This window comes from Acaryochloris sp. IP29b_bin.148, assembly GCF_028285565.1.
In the GTDB taxonomy this organism is placed as follows: domain Bacteria; phylum Cyanobacteriota; class Cyanobacteriia; order Thermosynechococcales; family Thermosynechococcaceae; genus Acaryochloris.
Window position 1 is genome coordinate 1 of sequence record NZ_JANQOY010000235.1, and the last position, 18435, is coordinate 18435.

Below are 18435 nucleotides of genomic sequence, written 5' to 3' on the forward strand. Positions count from 1 at the left end.
ACTAGGGATTGCCCTACGAAGATTGCGACTCCGTCACGGTGAAGCTTCTTGGGGATGGTTACGTTATATCCACTATGGGTTGGGTATTACGCTAGTACTGACCATTTTAGAATTGATGACCATTGGTATCTTAGGTGCCTCTACTTATGAGGGAACCTCCGGTCATTCGTCCCATTTACCTGCTGGTTTATTAGTGGCTGGCTTGACCCTAGCTTCGGCTTGGGCTGCCAGTCGTGTTCATCCTAAACGGCCTTGGGCACGGCCCCTCCATGTCAGCATTAACGGCATGCTGTTCTTAGCATTAACAGCCGTATCTTGGACGGGTTGGTCGGTCCTGCAGAATTATCTGCCCCAGTAGGCTCTGATAAATCTTCAACTTCAAAGTACGCAGTCATAACTGCGTACTCTTTTATCTTATGCAAAAACTAAGTGGTCGCTGTCTCTGTGAAGGCATCGCTTATGAGATTTCAGGCGAGCTAGGTCCCATCTTTAACTGCCATTGTTCAAAATGCAGGCGCTGGCATGGGGCTGCTTTCCGCACCCGAGCCACTATCAATGCCCAGCAATTTCGGTGGATTAGGGGTGAAGATCTGCTGTCTCGCTACCATTCGTCGGAGTTTGTCGTAAAGCATTTTTGCTCTGTCTGTGGCTCTAATCTAATCAGCACCTATGACAATCAGCCTGATAAGATCGGCATTCCGTTGGGGGGACTAGATCAAGCCCCTCACAATGCCCCAGAGGGGCATATTTATGTGGGATCCAAATCGCCTTGGTTCACCATTACCGATGACCTTCCTCAGCACGATACCTGGCCAGGCAGCCATGCCAAAGTTCGCGAGACTCGCTAAGTTTTCGTTAATGCGCTGCTAATTGAAAGCACTATGCAGTCGGTTCAGTTCCCTGCCAACGCTGCAGGGGCACACAATCGATCCCGAGTTGATCTAAAGCCCGAGCCACCACAAAGTCCGCTAGATCTTCGATGGTTTGGGGATTGTGATACCAGGCAGGAATTGCAGGTACAATCCGGGCCCCCGCTTCTGCCAATGTAGTCAGATTGCGCAGGTGAATGAGGCTAAAGGGAGTTTCTCTAGGCACGATCACTAAAGGTCGTCGTTCCTTCAGATGAACATCAGCTGTTCGCTCCAAGAGGCTAGAGCTAAGACCCGCAGCAATTTTAGCCACTGTACTCATACTGCAAGGAATCACCAGCATCCCTAAGGTACGAAAGGAACCGCTGGCAATGCCTGCACCAACATTAGTCGCAGCATGGCAAGTTAATTTCCCACCCCATTCATCGGCTTGCTGACGCCAAAATTGCTCTTGCTTAACGGGGTCAGCGGGCATCCGAATATTTTGTTCGGCTTGCCAAACCTGAAAAGTGGCCTTAGACGCCACTAGCTCTATCGAATAATTTGCTCGCAGCAAAAACTTAATGGTGCGCACAGCATAGAGTAATCCAGATGCACCAGACACGCCTAAGGTAACGGGTAAAGGTGAGTTAGAGTGAGACACAAGTGTTGGCCGTAAAAAGAGTGGTATTTCGCTTCAGCGGAACGTTTTATTATAACGTTGCACCTCTGTATTCCTCACAGAGAAAGCGATCCCCAATTTAGGCATTATCTCTATTCTGCTGGCAGAATCAATGCCGTCAGAAAATCAGAGAATCGCGCAATCTCTCTATAAACTCAGATTGACACTAAGGAACCCAGATTGAATCGAACTTTCTTTTCATCCAAAGGCTTTACATTGCTCTGTTGGGCAGTGTGGATGGGGGTAATGATCCAGTTTTCCACTCAGCGATGGGGCGGCGACCAGACCCAATCCATTTTGACAACGCTCTTAAATTGGAGTGTACCCGCCTTGCTCAATGTCCTCAGCCCAGAGCAGCTACACACCCTGAACTTTATCGTGCGGAAGGGGGCTCACTTAACGGAATATGCTATTCTCACCTCCCTTTGCTTCACCATGGGGACATGGGGGTTCCAACAACCTTGGAAATCCGTAGTACCTTTTGCAGTCCTGGGTTCAGCCATCTTTGCGGTTACTGATGAGTTTCATCAGAGCTTTGTCCCTAATCGCGGTGCGTCTCCGGTAGATGTGATGATCGATATTACAGGTGCCTTGATGGCAGTGGGCTTGATTAGTATTTGGAAAACCCAGTTTCAGCCGGAGACGGAACAAGATCGATGACAGTAACTCAGTTTTTACATGCAGCCTTGCTTGTACAAGATTTAGAGCGATCTCGACATTTTTATGGCGAGGTGCTGGGATTAACAGAATGTCCCCGTCCCTTTGATTTTCCAGGGGCTTGGTATCAAATCGGCCCTCAACAGCTCCATATCATGGTGTCTCCAGAGTATTCTGCTCGACAAGCCGATCAAGACCGTTGGGGGCGCAATCGCCATGTGGCCTTGGCGGTGTCTAATCTAGAGGACTGCCAAACTCAGCTCAAGGCCGCCGGAATGGCCTACCAATTAAGCCACTCAGGTCGAGCTGCATTATTTGTACACGATCCCGATGGCAACATTATTGAGCTAAGCCAAGTCGATGCCCCACCTAGCCAGAATTGATCTGTATCCCTTTAAGTCTCTAGACGGCGTTACGGTCCAATCCGCTCATGTTTTGGCGAGCGGTGCCCTGGAGCATGACCGGGAATATGCCTGCTTTGATCGTCAGGGTAAGGTGGTGAATGGCAAGCGATTTGCCCAGATTCATCAGTTGCGATCGCAATTCTCTAACGACTACCAAACCCTAACTCTACAAACGCCCAATGCCGATCCTCAAACCTTCCATATCAAGCAAGATCGCAACACCTTAGAAGCATGGCTGAGCGAGTTTTTTCAGCTTGAGATCCAGGTTCAACAAAATTTAGCCTTAGGCTTCCCCGACGATACCGACTCTCCCGGCCCAACTCTGATTAGCACAGCTACCCTAGAGGCGGTCGCTGATTGGTATGACGGTTTAACGGTGACAGAGCTACGCCGACGCCTGCGCACTAACTTAGAGATAGGCGGTGTACCTGCCTTTTGGGAAGATCAACTCTTCGCTGATACGGACCATCTAGTTGAATTTCAAATCGGGTCTATGATTCTAAAGGGTGTCAATCCCTGCCAACGATGCCTCGTCCCCACCCGTGATTCTCAATCGGGTGTCGCGACTCCCAAATTCCAAAAGACGTTTCTCCAGAATCGCAAGCAGACGTTGCCCGACTGGGTTAATCCCGCACGCTTCAACCATTTCTACCGATTGGCAGTCAATACGCGCATTCCGCAGGGTCAAAATTCTGTCTTAACCCAAGGAGATGAAGTCATCCTTCAAGGCCTTGTAGAAGCTTAACAATCCTCCCTAGAAAGCTATGGCAAAATGGGTCGAATGGACGAAGGAGAGTAAAGCTGCTCATGACTAAATTTGTTTTTGTAACGGGCGGTGTGGTTTCCAGTATTGGTAAGGGAATTGTTGCTGCGAGCTTGGGTCGCCTCCTAAAATCTCGCAACTACTCCGTCTCCATCTTGAAGCTTGACCCCTACATCAACGTAGACCCCGGCACCATGAGCCCGTTCCAGCATGGAGAAGTCTTCGTTACCGATGATGGTGCAGAAACCGATTTGGATTTAGGCCACTATGAGCGCTTTACCGATACAGCCATGTCTCGGTTGAATAGCGTCACCACAGGTTCGATTTACCAATCCGTCTTAAACAAAGAGCGGCGAGGGGACTATGAAGGGGGCACAGTACAAGTAATCCCGCATATTACCAACGAGATTAAAGATCGCATTAAGCGAGTGGCTAAGCAAACGACCCCTGATGTATTGATTATCGAGATTGGCGGCACCGTCGGTGATATTGAGTCATTGCCCTTCTTAGAAGCCATTCGTCAATTCCGCAAAGATGTGGGTCGAGACAATATTCTCTATACTCACGTCACCCTAATGCCTTGGATTCCGGCTGCAGGGGAAATGAAAACCAAACCCACCCAGCACTCCGTTAAAGAACTTCGCTCCATCGGTATTCAACCTGATATTTTGGTTTGTCGTTGCGATCGCCCCTTATCCGCAGGCATTAAAGAGAAGGTCTCAGAATTTTGTGATGTCCCCGTCGAGGCGGTGATCACCTCCCAAGATGCCAGTAGTATCTATGCTGTTCCCCTCATTCTGGAACAAGAGGGGCTCGCTCAACAGGTACTTAAAATCTTGCACCTAGAACAGCGACAACCCGATTTAACTCAGTGGCAAGCGCTTGTGCATCAACTTGATCATCCTTCACAGACCCTGGAGATTGCCCTAGTCGGTAAGTATGTACAACTCAGTGACGCTTATTTGTCAGTCGTGGAGTCTTTGCAACATGCTGCAGTTGCCAAGGGAATTGCAGTCCAAATTCGCTGGGTGAATTCCGAAGAAATTGAAGTTCATGGGGCTGATCGATATTTAGCAGGTGTTGCTGGAATTATTGTTCCTGGCGGATTTGGTGCGCGGGGCGTGGATGGCAAAATTGCAGCCATCCAATATGCTCGCCAACAGCGCGTTCCTTTTTTAGGACTCTGTTTAGGGATGCAATGCGCTGTAATTGAATGGGCTCGTCATGTCGCTGATTTGGCAGATGCCAACAGTGCTGAATTTAATCCAGATACGCGCAACCCTGTTATTAACCTTTTACCCGAGCAGCAAGACGTAGTGGACTTAGGTGGCACCATGCGTTTGGGGCTGTATCCCTGTCGCCTCTTAGCCAATACTCTAACAGACCGCCTCTATCCTCAAGAAACGATCGTGTATGAGCGGCACAGACATCGCTATGAGTTTAACAATGCCTATCGACCGCTACTATTAGAGTCCGATTATGTCATCAGTGGTACCTCTCCGGATGGTCGCCTGGTAGAAATGATTGAGCTACCTGCCCATCCCTTTTTTATTGCCACCCAGTTTCATCCCGAGTTTCGGTCTCGTCCCAATGATCCCCATCCTCTGTTTCAGGGTTTAGTGGAAGCTTGCTTAAGTGAAGGTAAGGCAACGTCAGAGCATTATGATCCTGAATCACGGTCCGAATCGTCTCCTCCCGTCGAGCCGTTAGTCTCCGAATCGTTGTCGAGCTGAGCGGCCCCAATCCACCCCGCTTGATTTCCCAAGGCGGTAGGGAGAATAACGCTTAAAGTTGCTCTCCCGCGACGATTTAGGTCGCGGCGATCAATAAGGCCACCGCATATGCACAAATACCTTGTTCTTGGCCCACTGGCCCTAATTTCTCGTTAGTGGTCGCTTTAATACCAATCTGATCTGGAGTGAGATTAAGAACTTGGCTAATGCGATCGCGCATAGCATTGAGATGGGGTTTGAGCTTAGGCTGTTCCGCCACGACCACCGAGTCAATATTGCCGATCTGCCATCCTCTTTCAGCAATCAGGTGATGAACTTGAGCCAACAATTTAAGGCTATCGGCTCCTGCCCACTGTGGATCCGTGGGCGGAAAGTAATGACCAATATCTCCCAAACTCAACGCCCCTAACAGCGCATCCATAATGGCATGGGTAAGGACATCTGCATCACTATGCCCCTTTAATCCTAAAGCGTGTTCTATTCGAACCCCACCTAAAATAAGAGGACGGCCTTCAACCAGTTGATGAATATCATAGCCATTGCCGATACGGATAGATGTCATTGGTTTACCGTTAGCTGCATTCAACCCTAACTCAATGCTCTCGTACCATACTATGATGATGTTCTCTTTTGGAAGATTCCCTCACCCCTCTAGCTGAGGCTGCCTTGAGATAGAAAATGCTTAAGATCAAACATAGCCACCACTAGACAATCTTCAATCCCAATTCGCTATTCTGTCTGTAGGGATTGGAACAGGGGCTTAATATAGCCGTCTATGCAATCTAACTGTCTCATCAGAAGAGTATATAAGCTCATCAACTGTCCTCTTATTGTTGTTTACCCCATTCACATTTATGTATAAATCTCTATTGTTTTCATCGATGCTCATCGTCCCCTTAGCCGCATCTACTGCTGTTGACGCCCAGGCACAATCCCAGCAAGGCGTGGTTCAACCATTGCGCTTAGCGCAAGAAGCCGTTAGAACCGATCCTTACTTCCTCACTCGAGCCAAGAACTTAGCCCGTCAGGCAGCCGAGCGAGAGAATGGCGGTTTGAGCAAGTATCGCGCAGAGGCGACGATGTACGGCCCTGCCGTTGATTCTAGCTATGTCGAGAATGAAGATGGTAGTGTAACGTTCTCCTTCAAAGGTGGACCTCCTGGATTTACAACCCCTACTTTAGAAACAGTTGCGACCGTTGCTCCCACTGGAACAGTGGCCATCGGCTATAACGGTCCTATCCGGCCAGCTGGTGCAGAAGCCGCAGAGCCTGCATCGACAGAGCCAACACCGACTGCTACTGATCCCGTGCCTGAGGTTCCTTCCCCGATCATTGACCAGATTAAAGATTTGGTTGAGTAGGATAAAGGATTAGGGCTGTTGGAGGTAGTGCTTGCTATTCTTAGGGATATCCTTGAAAAGCTTAATTTCTGCAAAGAAATGGGTAGACTAGGGTATATCAAACACACGTTTAAGGATAATTGGTATGGGTGTGAGCTTCAAACACTGGAGTGGGGGTATAGCGCTAGCCACCTTGGTTCTGGCTGCAAATGGCATTGCAGTCGCTCAAGAACAAGATGTTGATCTACAGAATCGGCCATTGCGCCAATCCACGATTTCTGAAACGCTAGATCAGCAGACCAATTTAGATAGTCACTGGACAGATACAAATGTAGGCGGAGATGCCAACTTTGCTTTTAGTTTTGATCAACCTGAAGGGGTGATCAGAGATGCATCTGAGCGCATTGAAGTCATTTACAAAGATTTACTGCAACAACAGGATGATGATTTCCCAACGATGCGGACTCGGGACTTAGCTAATCCGTATTCAACCTCTTTATTAGAGCTGCAAAGTTCCTCGGGAATTGGCAACTCCGAAATCGACCCTGCCCCTCAATATATTCCTCCAGCGGCCCCTGCAGTTCCTGCCCTTTGGTAAAAAACGCTACGGCCCATAACCAACTTTGGACCCGGTTCTCCTTAAGGAAGCCGGGTTCTCTATTGATACAGTCTTGCCTAATCCAGGGTGCAGGAGTTGAACCTGCCTAAGGCGAATTATGAGTTCGCTGCCTCAACCGCTCGGCCAACCCTGGGGATCGTCAGCACTACCAACTAAGCTATATTATTACTGAATTCAGAAGTGCTGTTTCAGTATAGCGTTCACTTCGGGCCGAAATCGAACACTAGTATCGCTGCGGCTCGCATCATTCAATTAGGTGTCTATTAAACGGCTAAAGCGGGTGACCTTGACAAAAGCGAATAAACCTAAAAATAAACCTCGGTACCGATTCAAAATTGATCCGTCGATCAAACGAACCGTTTTGCTATTAGTGTTTATGCTAATAGTCGGGTCGGTCTGTGGAATAGTGGGGTACGTTTTTGCCCGTCAATCCTTAAAAGGCATTACTCAACCAGCCACTAACCCATTCCTGAATGATTCTAATGATTTAGATCGCCGCCCTCGCCAAGGGGCTGATTTCCTCAATGAGAAGGATCTGATTGCCAAAGTGAAATCTCAAACGAGCGGTGCGAATGTGGCCAAAGAGCAGAAGAAACGTGCTCCTAAACCCAAGAAATCACAAACGAAAGACCAAAAGGAAAAGGATTCTCAGCCTAAAGTCAAGTCATTCCCCATTAAAGCCCAAAATCAGGGAATGAACTTTGAGGTAAAGTCCTTAACGAGGGAAGATGATACCCTTGTTCTGAATGTTGCTTTGCAAAATACTAGCGACAAAACCATTCAGTTTGTCTATACCTTTCTAGATATTACAGATGATCAGGGACAAGCCCTATTCTCTGAGATTCGCGGATTGCCAACGGAATTTAAGCCCAAGGGTGAAACTTTCATTGGCACGATCAAGATATTAGATGTGCCACCAGAAACGGTGGAAAAGGTGTCTCTATCGCTAAATGATTATCCGGATCAAAAAGTAAAATTAGATATTCAGAATATTCCGGTGTTAGATGAGTAAGCGGTATGCGATCGCAAGCAAAGCAACCGTTTAATAGCTGCGCCAGCTATTTAGAAGTGTCCTCATGATCATGCAGATGAGTGCTATCCCCTCCTCAATGTCTACCACTCTATGTCCCTTATATTTGCATTGGAACTGAGTCCTCTAGAACTAGCAATAATCAACCCTCAAGCTCTTAGCATTGCAGATGTTAGCGCCCGGCTGCTTGCCATTGCTGCCCTGATTGCCATTAATGCTTTTTTCGTGACCGCTGAGTTTTCTATCGTAGCCGTGCGGCGATCGCGAATTAACCAGCTGGTCCAAGAGGGAGATGTCCAAGCCAAGCTCGTACAGCGCCTGCAACAAGATATTGCTCGTCTATTGTCAACTACACAAATTGGCATTACCTTGTCGAGCCTAGCGTTAGGTTGGATTGGCGAAAATACCGTTGCTATCTTAATTATTTCTGGTTTTCAGCAGAACACTCTCCCCTCTGCCACTAGTGGCCTTATGGCCCATTCTTTGGCCGTTCCTCTCGCCTTTGTGGCCATTGCTTATCTCCAAATCGTACTGGGAGAGTTATGTCCTAAAGCCGTTGCCTTACTCTATTCAGAAAAATTAGCTCGTCTGTTAGGTCCCACTAGCCTTACGATTGCCCGCTTGTTCAATCCGTTGATTTGGATCTTAAATCAATCCACCCGTTGGTTACTTCGAGTCGTGGGAATTCAATATTCTGATCAAGATTGGTATCACCAAGTTACCCCCGAAGAATTGCAGCTTATGATTGCGACATCAACGGAATCCACGGGCCTAGAAGCCGACGAACGAGAACTGCTTACCAATGTCTTTGAATTTACAGACGTCTTAGTCGAAGAAGTGATGGTGCCGCGCACCAGTATTGATGCTCTGGAAGAGTCAGCAACCTTCCAAACTCTTTTAGCAGAGGTCGCCCAGTCTGGGCATGACTACTATCCCGTCATTGGTGAATCCCTAGACGATATCCGAGGTATTGCTCGCTTCAAAGAGTTAGCCGTTGCCTTCGCTAAAGGAGAGTTGCAAAACGAAACCGCCATCAAAGCTTGGGTACAAACAGCATGGTTTGTATCAGAGGGAACACCCATCAATGAGGTGTTACAGCTGATGCAAAAATACCATCTGGATATCGTTATGGTTCGGGAAGGCGAGGTGAATGGCACTGCGGGCTTAGTGACCATCAACGATCTAGTCCATGAAATCATTGGTGGGGATGATGGATCCAGTAGTGTTCCAGCCACTGATATTCAAGAGCTGGATAACCACACCTTTATTGTCCAAGCCCAAACAGACTTAGATGAAGTGAACGAGTATTTGGGGATTGAGTTACCGATTGTTGATGACTACCAAACCTTGGGGGGCTTTTTACTGTTCCAATTGCAAAAGCTGCCTGTACAAGGTGAAGTCCATCAGTTACACAATCTAGAGTTCACTATTGTCTCAACAGATGGCCCCCGCTTGGATCAGATCCAAATTTACAAGCTAGAATTAAGTGCTGATCAGGGTTTGCCGACGCACCCAAACTCATTATCGGATTCACTACCCAACTAGCAGAAAGGGAAGGACACCTTTCCCTTATTTTAGGAAGGTCGCTCAATAGCAGTGAGCCACGATCCCCATAGGAAGGAGATAAAACTGTGGCCGCACATACCCTGATTTCAAAGCGTTAGGCCGTACCCGTAAACACCACTTCAGGGAATCGAGTCTTCGCTTCAGTTAAGGGACGCCGACGCCCTTCCTCTTGCCAATAGTTGATCACCTCAGTGGCTTTGTTGAGGATGGAGATGCGCTCCACTTCATCTATCCAAGTTTTCTTCTCTAATTCTTCTTTGAGATTTTCCCAAGCATCATTGCGGGGCCAGAAAAAGTATGACGTTAAGGGGCTACTGCCGTTGCCAACGACTTGATCTACTGCAAGAGCCACGTTTTCGTCTAACCAGAGCACTTTAAGAATAAACTTTGACAATCTGCCTCCTATGAACCACGCAAAATAGGAACTACAATCCCCCATTATAGTTGATTATGCTCATCCTTCCTTTGAGATCAAAAATATCTAACTATCTGGGGATGTCAGCGGCAACATACCGCCCATCGGTCAACCTAGAGAGCAGGCATGCCGCCATGACTGCGGGGATCATCCTGGTTGCCCTTCACCGCAGCTTGAAACAGAGAGGTTTTGCCTATCGTTGGAGATGTTGCTACAGTTCCCTCAGCCACAAGAGCTCCCAGACTGTCCGCTAAGATTTGTCGAGGTTGCTGACCAATCGTACTGGCAATTGCTTTGCCCTCCGCATCCATAAATACAAAATGAGGAATTCCGTCGACATCATATTTCAAAATTTCAGGTAACCACTTACTGTTATCCACGTTTAGCATCACAAAATTAACCTGGCCAGAAAATTGCTCTTCGAGGTCTTGGATATCGTCAGCCATAGCCTGACAACTGGTACACCAGTTAGCATAGAATTCCAAAAGGGTCGGTTTTTGGTTAGCTAATGCCACCTCTAAAGGCGTAGAATTCTGCGCCAGTGCAGACAAAGAGGGTTGTTGGGTGTGCTGACGAGATCCCATGAAAAGAACAAGGCTGAGGGCGATTGCTACCATCACAATCAAAAAATTTCTGAATCGTTGGCTCAGCGTTGCCTGTTCGGTCTCAGGGTCTAATGGCATTTTGGATGGATCTGAAGTCATGAATTTTGTCAGAGTGAAGGATATGTCATTCTCTTCAGTTTAGTCATCTCTGTCGACTATCAACGGATCTGGATTTAAAAGTCAGTGCCCTTACCTGATCAGCAAGCTTGCTTTCGCTTCTCGCGGTATGAGAAGTTGAGTAAGGTTAGATACATTTTTTAACCAGCCCATTAGTGATTCACCTCACATCTATAGCTCCCATTCTCTTGTAGTGTTCAAAGTAACCTGTAGACAGCAACCCAAATTGGACTTTTTCTCAGTAAATTAGGCAAAGTTCTAGCGTGGGTTGGATCAATACACTGAGATACTAGCAAAATCATAGATTATTGCTTCCTCACGTAAAAATCAGGTTTCAATTTCAAGTGTAAAGGTGAATTGTTAACGTTCTACCAAGGGTCTTATTTGAAAGGGGATAAGTGGGTGGCTTATGCAACTAACGAATCAGCGGATGTTACCTCTGGAAGACAAACTGCGTCAACTGGTCCTAGAAGCCCGTCAATATCCATCGGGCCATCTCAAACGGAAACAGTGCTTGACGAAGATGGTGCGGCTGATCGAACAGTCTCATAAACTCTGGCATGAGCATACACCCTACTATGAAGATGCCTTACAACAAACCTGGGTTTACTTTTGCCAGAATGTTTGCGAAGCGGGGACGGGGGAGCAGTACGATCCGAATCGCAGCAGTGTGATCACCTGGTTAAATCGATATCTCAAATGGCGATTACAAGATTTTCGCATTGACCAACAAAAGCGCCTAGCTAGATGTACCTCTGCAATGCCCAGTGCGATGGGTAGAACCACAGATGTCACAGATAATATTGCCGCGCCACCGGATACCCCTCCCATTCTAGAAACCACGCATCACTGGATCGTCACAGATCCTGAAGGAGAATTACGAAGTATTTACATTCAGAATCGTCCAGATGTGAATTGTCAGACATTGCTTCTGCGGCGGCTCCCCCCAGAACAAAGCTGGGAGAAGATTTCAGAAGAGTTTGGCTTGCCGATTTCCACTTTAAGCAGCTTTTATCAACGACAATGTATTCCCCGCTTGCGTAATTTTGGTCAGTCGCAAGGATATCTATAATAGAAGTTCTAGATTTTGACTGTATGCTTCCCTTGATGAGCGATTCTTTGGCCTTACCCATCACTCAATTTGCCAGACAGACTGCCCAAGAATTTGGACAACAACAGTCAACCCCCGAAAAAGCCCAACAAGTCTATCTCAATACGCTAGCGGTCTGTGCTGTCAAAAATTACTTTAATTTGATGGACATTCCTTGCAATTTAGAAGCTAGTGATAGCTGGAATCCAGTCATCCGCCTCTATGCTGATGTGGCGGATCTGGTTGTAACAGGGATTGGCCGATTGGAATGTCGCCCCGTCTTACCTCAAGATCTGACTTGCTCTTTACCCCCTGAGGTCTGGCTTGATCGCATCGGTTATGTAGCGGTCATGATCGATGAAAGCAACTATCAGGCTCGTCTATTAGGATTTACCACCTCCGTCATAGAAGGCGATATTATCCTCAAACAGTTACAACCCCTCGAATCTTTGTTAGCCCACCTCAATGAATTTAGACCTGCTATAGCTTCTCAGTCTGCTACTGATCTAGGTCAGTGGCTTCAAGGTATTTTTGAACAAGGCTGGCAAGTCGTGAACGATATATTGCAGCCTTCAACGCCTGAGTTAGCCTTCAATTTTAGAAGCGCAGCTACAACATCAACCCTAGATCTTGAGACCAACTCACTTCAAGTTCAACGAGCGAAGTTAATCCAGTTTCAAGACAATCCAGAGGCCACGCCATTAGTTTTAATTATCAATCTCCTTAAAAGTGAAGGAGATGGCCAACGGATGATTGGTGTACAGCTCCGTCCGGTTGGGAATTGCCTCTTTTTGCCTGCCAATTTGGTGCTCAAAATTCTAGATGGTCAGCAAACTACGTTTCTAGAAGTCCAATCCCGAGCGGTAGACAACTATATACAACTTGAATTTAGTGGACAGCCCGGAGAGCAATTTCATCTCAGCTTAGAACAAGGTGAACAGGTAATTACAGAAGCTTTTGTGATGTGAAGACATAATAGAGCTAACTGACCAGGAAAAGGTAGCCGTGGACAAGTTGGTGGTCTTAAGGATTGGAGAAGGTTGCTTCACACAGGGTTTCCCTGTGACGCTTCAGATTGGCCAAGAGGGGGATCGACCTTCCCTGGAAATTGTTGGCTCCCTGCCTAAAGCACCCGAGATCCCCAAATATTATCGAGAATGGCAAATAGCTTATTCTAATTTAGGTTTAGCAACCCGCTTAGAAGCACCCGACACTCAAGTGACGAATGTTGCTTCGCAAGAGCTCTATGACCACTGTGAAACTGCAGCACAGGCTCTCCAAAGTCACTTAAACGACTGGCTGCTGGACGAAACCTTTCGTCCCCTTCGCGATAAATGGTTAGAGCAGTTATCCACCAGCGACTGCATTCGAGTCATTCTACAAACAAATAATCTTCAACTTCAGCGACTGCCCTGGCACCAGTGGGAACTCTTGCAACGATATGCCCATGCAGAAATTGTTTTGGGTGCCCCGACCTATGAAGGCAAACGCTATCAAGCGGTATCAAAATCTAAGGTTAATATCCTCGCCATTTTAGGCAGTAGTCAAGGGATCAATACGCAAGCAGATCAAGCCTTACTGGAAAACCTTCCAGATGCCCATGTGCAATTTTTAGTAGAACCAAAGCGGCAGGAATTGACCGATCAGCTCTGGGAGCAACATTGGGATATTTTATTCTTTGCAGGACATAGCCACAGCTCAGATCCTTGCGATACAGGACATATTTGCCTCAATGCTCAAGAGACCCTAAATATTAGTCAGCTCAAGTATGCACTCCAAAAAGCGATTAGTCAGGGTCTGAAGCTGGCCATTTTTAACTCATGCGATGGGTTAGGACTTGCCCACCAATTGGCAGATTTGCAAATCCCAGCCATGGTGGTCATGCGTGAACCGGTGCCTGATCGAGTTGCCCAGTGCTTTCTCAAATATTTTCTGACCTCCTTTTCTCAAGGACAGCCTTTCCACTTAGCGGTCAAAGAAGCTCGGGAGAGATTGCACGACTTAGAACCTCAGTTTCCCTGTGCAACTTGGTTACCCATGATTTGCCAAAATCCAGCTGAGGTCTCTCCGGTATGGAAACATCTCTGCTATGGGACCGAGGCCGAGCAGACAGTGTGGAAGCCACATAATAGTTCAGTTGCTCAGTTTGTCACGATTGTATTTACTGATCTGGTGAGTTCAACGGCCATTAAGCAGGCCATGCCGGGGGCTAATGTTACCGATCGCAATCAACAATATTTTGAAACCATTTTGCAGCCTCATCGCCAAAGAGTGGAAGCTAGCTTAGCAGCCTTTGGGGGTTGCATCATCAAAACGGAAGGCGATGGCTTTTTAATGAGCTTTCCGGGGGCCATGCAGGCGGTGCAATGGTCGGTAGCATTACAGCAACACCATGAAACGGATCCGATTGATACCCCTTTGGGTCCTCTCCGCATCAGAATTGGTATGCATACCGGAAGTCCATTAATGGATGCGGAAGATCATGACTATATTGGCCAAGAAGTAGACTATGCCTATCGCATCTCTGATCTTGCTGATGGGGGGCAAATTTTACTGTCTGAAGTCTCGGCTGTTTTACTACGCAATGCGGGATTAATAGATACTTCGGTTTATTCCCATGGCTATTTCCACTTGAAAGGAATTGGCTCAGTTCCTATTTTCGAAATTCTTTGGGATAGCAGACAACCTCAGCCCTTGCGAAGTCCGGCATCGGGACAAGCTGAACCCTCTGAACCGTTGGCCCCGTCGGATACCGCTGCAGATAGCAGGTCTAAAGCGCCCCCTCTACCCCGGCCTTCTTTACGATCTAGAATTTATCAATTTTGCTACCAGCCATTGCTGTCTGTACTGCCAACTAGCCTAATTTTGACCGCAGCACTAATGGGTCTCAGAGGGATAGGGGCTTTACAGCCATTAGAATTCTGGGCATTTGATCAGTTAATGCGCCGCCGTCCCGTTGAAGGGCCAGATCCGCGTATATTGGTTGTTTTAGTCAAAGATGAAGATATCCAAGCCCAAGGGCCTCAGGCCCGTCGGAGTTCTTTAGCAGATCAAACCCTAACCAAATTACTGACTCAGCTAGAGCAGGCACAGCCTAGAGCAATTGGCCTAGACATCTATCGAGATTTTGCAGTTGACTCTCGCTACCCTGACTTAAAACGACAACTCCAGCGAAGTGAACGGTTAGTTGTCCCCTGTAAACATAGCGATACCGCGAGTGATCCAGCGGGGATTGCACCACCACCAGAAGTATCAGCACCCAATCGCATTGGTTTCACTGACTTCGTTGAAGATGGAGATGGTGTTCTACGGCGACATCTGTTGCATATGAGTCATGGATCAACCTCTCCTTGCACGGCTCCCTTCTCTTTCGCCTCTTTGCTGGCCTTTCACTATCTTGAACATCAATCGGGTCAAGAGTTAGCTTTAAACTTAACGGAACCAGGTCAAGGCAATCCCTTTCAATTGAGCGTCCAACCTACGACATCCATCGATCCAACAGTCTTTAAACACTTACGGGCTCAAGGGGGATATCAAGGGATTGATCCTCGCAGCATGGCGGGCTTGCAAGTGATGCTGAATTACCGCGCTTTAAACCAACCTATGGATATTGCGGAAACGGTCACCGTTGGTCAGGTCCTAGCAGGCCAGGTTCATCCCCGAGCCATTAAGGGAAAAGTGGTGTTGGTGGGAGTCCAGTCCAGTAGTTCTGGAGATTTTTGGTCTACTCCCTATGGGGCTGGCCCGACTCAAAAAGTTGCGGGTGTATTTGTACAAGCCCATATGCTCAGCCAAATCATTAGTGCAGTGGAGGATGAACGCCCTTGCTTATGGATGTGGCCTCAATGGGCGGATGTACTTTGGATATGGAGTTGGGCTATGGTTGGGGGGATGTTGGCGCTGGTGTTCCGGCTGACCATGCGTTTAGGTGTAACGAGTGGTTTAGCGATGGGTCTTTTAGTCGCGACATGTCTGTGGGGACTCATTCAGGGAGCTTGGATACCCTTAATTCCTACCCTCTTGGCGTTTTTACTCACAAATATCATCGTTTTGCTCATCCGTGCTCAACAGATCAATCAGAATCATCCAAGCTATCCACTTTCATCCAAATCCTGATCTTAGACGAAGGAGATTTTAATTTATGCTGAGTTCTCAAGGTTTGTTCCGTTCAGTGACACTATCACTGTCCATTGCCGTGCTCAGTTGGGTAGGGTCAGGTTCTTTACGGTTAATGGCCATGCAGCCACATCATGGGACGCAATTTAAAATTCCGACAACGACCCAGGATCCGGGTGCCCCCATTGGCCGACGAGAAGGTGGCAGCAGCCGAGGTAAAAATATTTTCGCGTTATGTACCAGTGTGGAAGAGGTGGCTAGCCAGCAATGTGCAACGGCGAGGTTAACCGCCTTAGTCCCAGAAACAACGGATACAAAGCAGGTTTGGGGGTTAACGACGGCCGACCATCCAGAGTTTTTATTCTATCTATCCAAGTTTCGCAATCCCAGCGACCCAGCAATCACACATTTGCCGATCGAGTTCGTGCTACAGGATGAAAATGATCAGTACATCTACAAAGCGAGCTTTGTGTTGCCGCTTACTGAAGGGGGAATTATTCGGATCCCTGTTCCTGCAACCAGTACGCCCTTAAACGTGGGTCAACGGTATACATGGACTTTATATACCCGCTTTCATCCGGATGAGACCAATTTTGTACACGGCACTATTTATCGGACTCAATTAACCGCTCAACGGCAGCAACAATTGGATACGGCAACGCCTCTCCAACGCTTAGATATTGCCTTGCAAGAAGGGCTCTGGTTCGATGCATTGTCAACCTTGGTTGATCTGCAGCGAGCTAATCCGAAGGATTTGAAATTGAGAAATCAGTGGGCCAGTTTACTGCATGATATTAATCTCAATGAATTAGCAGCTGAACCCATGCTCTCGTGCTGTACACCCGAGCCTCATGTTTCTCTCAAGTAATTGGCGAAACGCTATAGGGACTTCTGCTAGTTAAGCTCCCTGCAAGATCTAGTAGGTAGAGCTGTTTGGGAAGCACTCGCTCTATTTCGTCTCATTTTTGACATCTACCTACTAGATGGTAGATACTGGGGGTATGGAGAAAAACACGGCCACTCAAATCCTAGATGTTGCCCAAGAGATGGTGCGGAATCGAGGCTATAGCGCCTTTAGTTACGCCGATATCTCCCAGCAAGTGGGGATTCGCAAAGCCAGTATTCACTATCACTTTTCCACTAAGGATGAGTTAGTGAAGGAACTGGTGAAGCGATATCGAGAGGGCATGATGCGGGCGTGCGATCGCATCACCCAATCCAACGCCAGTCTTGATCAGCAGATGTTCCAATTTGCCCAGCTCTATCGCAATGGTTTAGAAGAAGAACAAATCTGTCTCTGTGCCATGTTGGCTGCAGATTATGCCGTTCTTCCCCAACCGGTCCGAGACGAGATTCAAGCTTTCTTTCAGGAAACGGAAACTTGGCTCACCAACCTTCTCCAGCAAGGATGCGACGCCCAACTTTGGACCTGCCAGCCTGAGCAAGAAGCCAAAGGGTTAATTGCTCTGTTCCAAGGCGTGCAATTGTTAGCCCGTTCCGCAGCGGGCACCACCACCTTTGAGCAAGTGGTTTATCCTCTCTTAGCAACCAAATTTCCGAGTCGTTAAATTTTTTTGCCTTGCTATCTACCTACTAGTAGGTATTTAAAATCATTCATCCATCTATTAGGAGTTCATCATGTCTCAATCCTTTACCGGTCAAAAACTCATTGTTGTCGGTGGCACCAGCGGCATGGGCAAAGCCGTTGCCCGCATCGTCCTTGAACAGGGAGGCTCCGCAGTCTTAATTGGTCGTCGCCTTGAAAAGCTCCATGCAGCCATTGAGGAATTAAAAGCCTATGGTCCGGTATCCGGCGAGCAAGCCGATATTGCCAGCCCAGAAGATCGTCAGGCCCTAATCGCCCGCCTCAATCAGTCCCATGCCGATGCCACCCTATTGGTTAACGCCGCTGGCGTCTTTCTGCCCAAGCCTTTTCTGGAGTATCAAGAAGCCGACTACGATCGCTACTTAGAGCTGAACAAAGCCACCTTCTTTATTACTCAAGCCGTCGTCCAGAACATCATCAACCACCATCACAAAGGAGCCATCGTCAATGTCGGTTCCATGTGGGCCAAGCAAGCCGTACAGGCCACACCATCCTCCGCCTACTCCATGGCCAAAGCCGGACTCCATTCCCTTACCCAACATCTCGCTATGGAACTGGCCGAGCATAATATTCGAGTCAATGCCGTTTCCCCCGCAGTTGTCGCTACTCCCATCTATGAAGGGTTTATTCCCAAAGAAGAGGTCCATGGAGCCCTACAAGGCTTTAACAGCTTTCATCCCATTGGTCGCATCGGCACCCCTGAAGACATCGCTGAAACCATCGCCTTCTTACTATCCGATAAAACCAGCTGGGCAACAGGCGCAATCTGGGATATAGATGGTGGCGTCATGGCCGGTCGGAACCAGTACAGCTAGCGTTGCAGACAGTAAACAGAAGAGATAGG

At 47.7% G+C, this 18435-nt stretch carries 20 protein-coding genes and 1 tRNA gene; 16 read left to right on the forward strand and 5 right to left on the reverse strand.

The features are described from left to right. Positions 1–358: DUF4079 domain-containing protein (locus Q0986_RS21080; RefSeq protein ID WP_299415374.1), on the forward strand; the 358-nt coding region annotated here is incomplete at its 5' end. Positions 359–416: 58 nt separating this feature from the next. Further along, positions 417–848: a GFA family protein gene (locus tag Q0986_RS21085; RefSeq protein ID WP_299415377.1), complete on the forward strand. Its 432-nt coding sequence runs from the start codon at positions 417–419 to the stop codon at positions 846–848. Positions 849–879: 31 nt separating this feature from the next. On the opposite strand, the gene Q0986_RS21090 is transcribed toward Q0986_RS21085, so the two are convergent. After that, entirely contained in the window at positions 880–1512 is a 633-nt protein-coding gene (locus Q0986_RS21090) for a flavin prenyltransferase UbiX (RefSeq protein WP_299415380.1), read from the reverse strand. Between the two features lie 249 nt (positions 1513–1761). Here Q0986_RS21090 and Q0986_RS21095 point away from each other — a divergent pair, with 249 nt between their 5' ends. The 4 genes from Q0986_RS21095 (at position 1762) to Q0986_RS21110 (ending at position 5087) form a co-directional block, all read left to right on the forward strand. Then, a complete protein-coding gene (locus Q0986_RS21095; RefSeq protein WP_299415487.1) occupies positions 1762–2190 on the forward strand; it encodes a VanZ family protein in 429 nt (142 codons plus the stop codon). Beyond that, positions 2187–2570 (forward strand): VOC family protein, encoded by a 384-nt coding sequence (locus tag Q0986_RS21100; RefSeq protein WP_299415384.1) that lies wholly within the window; start codon positions 2187–2189, stop codon positions 2568–2570. The genes Q0986_RS21095 and Q0986_RS21100 overlap by 4 nt, the downstream gene beginning before the upstream one ends. Next, positions 2548–3336: an MOSC N-terminal beta barrel domain-containing protein gene (locus Q0986_RS21105; RefSeq protein ID WP_299415389.1), complete on the forward strand. Its 789-nt coding sequence runs from the start codon at positions 2548–2550 to the stop codon at positions 3334–3336. The genes Q0986_RS21100 and Q0986_RS21105 overlap by 23 nt, the downstream gene beginning before the upstream one ends. Positions 3337–3398: 62 nt before the next feature. After that, entirely contained in the window at positions 3399–5087 is a 1689-nt protein-coding gene (locus Q0986_RS21110) for a CTP synthase (protein WP_299415392.1), read from the forward strand. A gap of 76 nt (positions 5088–5163) precedes the next feature. On the opposite strand, the gene ispF is transcribed toward Q0986_RS21110, so the two are convergent. Further along, positions 5164–5649 (reverse strand): 2-C-methyl-D-erythritol 2,4-cyclodiphosphate synthase, encoded by a 486-nt coding sequence (gene ispF / locus Q0986_RS21115; protein WP_299415396.1) that lies wholly within the window; start codon positions 5647–5649, stop codon positions 5164–5166. A gap of 319 nt (positions 5650–5968) precedes the next feature. Here ispF and Q0986_RS21120 point away from each other — a divergent pair, with 319 nt between their 5' ends. Both Q0986_RS21120 and Q0986_RS21125 read left to right on the forward strand, forming a co-directional pair. Further along, a complete protein-coding gene (locus Q0986_RS21120; RefSeq protein WP_299415400.1) occupies positions 5969–6448 on the forward strand; it encodes a hypothetical protein in 480 nt (159 codons plus the stop codon). Positions 6449–6572: 124 nt separating this feature from the next. Next, positions 6573–7025 carry a hypothetical protein gene (locus Q0986_RS21125; protein WP_299415403.1) on the forward strand — a complete coding sequence of 151 codons (453 nt, stop codon included), beginning with the start codon at positions 6573–6575 and terminating at the stop codon, positions 7023–7025. 81 nt (positions 7026–7106) lie between these two features. Here Q0986_RS21125 and Q0986_RS21130 read toward each other — a convergent pair. Further along, positions 7107–7179: transfer RNA gene (locus tag Q0986_RS21130), tRNA-Ile, on the reverse strand. Positions 7180–7302: 123 nt separating this feature from the next. Between Q0986_RS21130 and Q0986_RS21135 the strand changes: the two genes are divergently transcribed. Both Q0986_RS21135 and Q0986_RS21140 read left to right on the forward strand, forming a co-directional pair. Beyond that, a complete protein-coding gene (locus Q0986_RS21135; RefSeq protein ID WP_299415407.1) occupies positions 7303–8058 on the forward strand; it encodes a hypothetical protein in 756 nt (251 codons plus the stop codon). A 111-nt stretch (positions 8059–8169) separates the two neighbouring features. Next, on the forward strand, positions 8170–9621 hold the full coding sequence (locus Q0986_RS21140; RefSeq protein ID WP_299415410.1) for a hemolysin family protein: 1452 nt from the start codon (positions 8170–8172) through the stop codon (positions 9619–9621). Between the two features lie 115 nt (positions 9622–9736). Here Q0986_RS21140 and Q0986_RS21145 read toward each other — a convergent pair whose 3' ends face one another. Both Q0986_RS21145 and Q0986_RS21150 read right to left on the reverse strand, forming a co-directional pair. After that, positions 9737–10036, reverse strand: coding sequence for a 30S ribosomal protein PSRP-3 (locus tag Q0986_RS21145; protein ID WP_299415415.1), 300 nt, complete (start codon positions 10034–10036; stop codon positions 9737–9739). A 134-nt stretch (positions 10037–10170) separates the two neighbouring features. Next, on the reverse strand, positions 10171–10740 hold the full coding sequence (locus tag Q0986_RS21150; RefSeq protein ID WP_299415418.1) for a thioredoxin family protein: 570 nt from the start codon (positions 10738–10740) through the stop codon (positions 10171–10173). Positions 10741–11188: 448 nt separating this feature from the next. On the opposite strand from Q0986_RS21150, the gene Q0986_RS21155 reads away from it, so the two are divergent. From Q0986_RS21155 to Q0986_RS21180, 6 genes are all read left to right on the forward strand, one after another. Continuing rightward, positions 11189–11851, forward strand: a complete 663-nt coding sequence (locus Q0986_RS21155; protein ID WP_299415421.1) for a sigma-70 family RNA polymerase sigma factor — start codon at positions 11189–11191, stop codon at positions 11849–11851. A gap of 35 nt (positions 11852–11886) precedes the next feature. Then, positions 11887–12837, forward strand: a complete 951-nt coding sequence (locus Q0986_RS21160; RefSeq protein WP_299415424.1) for a DUF1822 family protein — start codon at positions 11887–11889, stop codon at positions 12835–12837. Positions 12838–12874: 37 nt separating this feature from the next. Beyond that, entirely contained in the window at positions 12875–15985 is a 3111-nt protein-coding gene (locus Q0986_RS21165) for a CHASE2 domain-containing protein (protein ID WP_366918648.1), read from the forward strand. Between the two features lie 25 nt (positions 15986–16010). Next, on the forward strand, positions 16011–16853 hold the full coding sequence (locus Q0986_RS21170) for a DUF928 domain-containing protein (protein ID WP_299415432.1): 843 nt from the start codon (positions 16011–16013) through the stop codon (positions 16851–16853). 133 nt (positions 16854–16986) lie between these two features. After that, entirely contained in the window at positions 16987–17553 is a 567-nt protein-coding gene (locus Q0986_RS21175) for a TetR/AcrR family transcriptional regulator (RefSeq protein ID WP_299415436.1), read from the forward strand. A gap of 70 nt (positions 17554–17623) precedes the next feature. Beyond that, on the forward strand, positions 17624–18406 hold the full coding sequence (locus Q0986_RS21180) for an SDR family oxidoreductase (protein WP_299415441.1): 783 nt from the start codon (positions 17624–17626) through the stop codon (positions 18404–18406). The last annotated feature ends 29 nt before the right edge of the window (positions 18407–18435 follow it).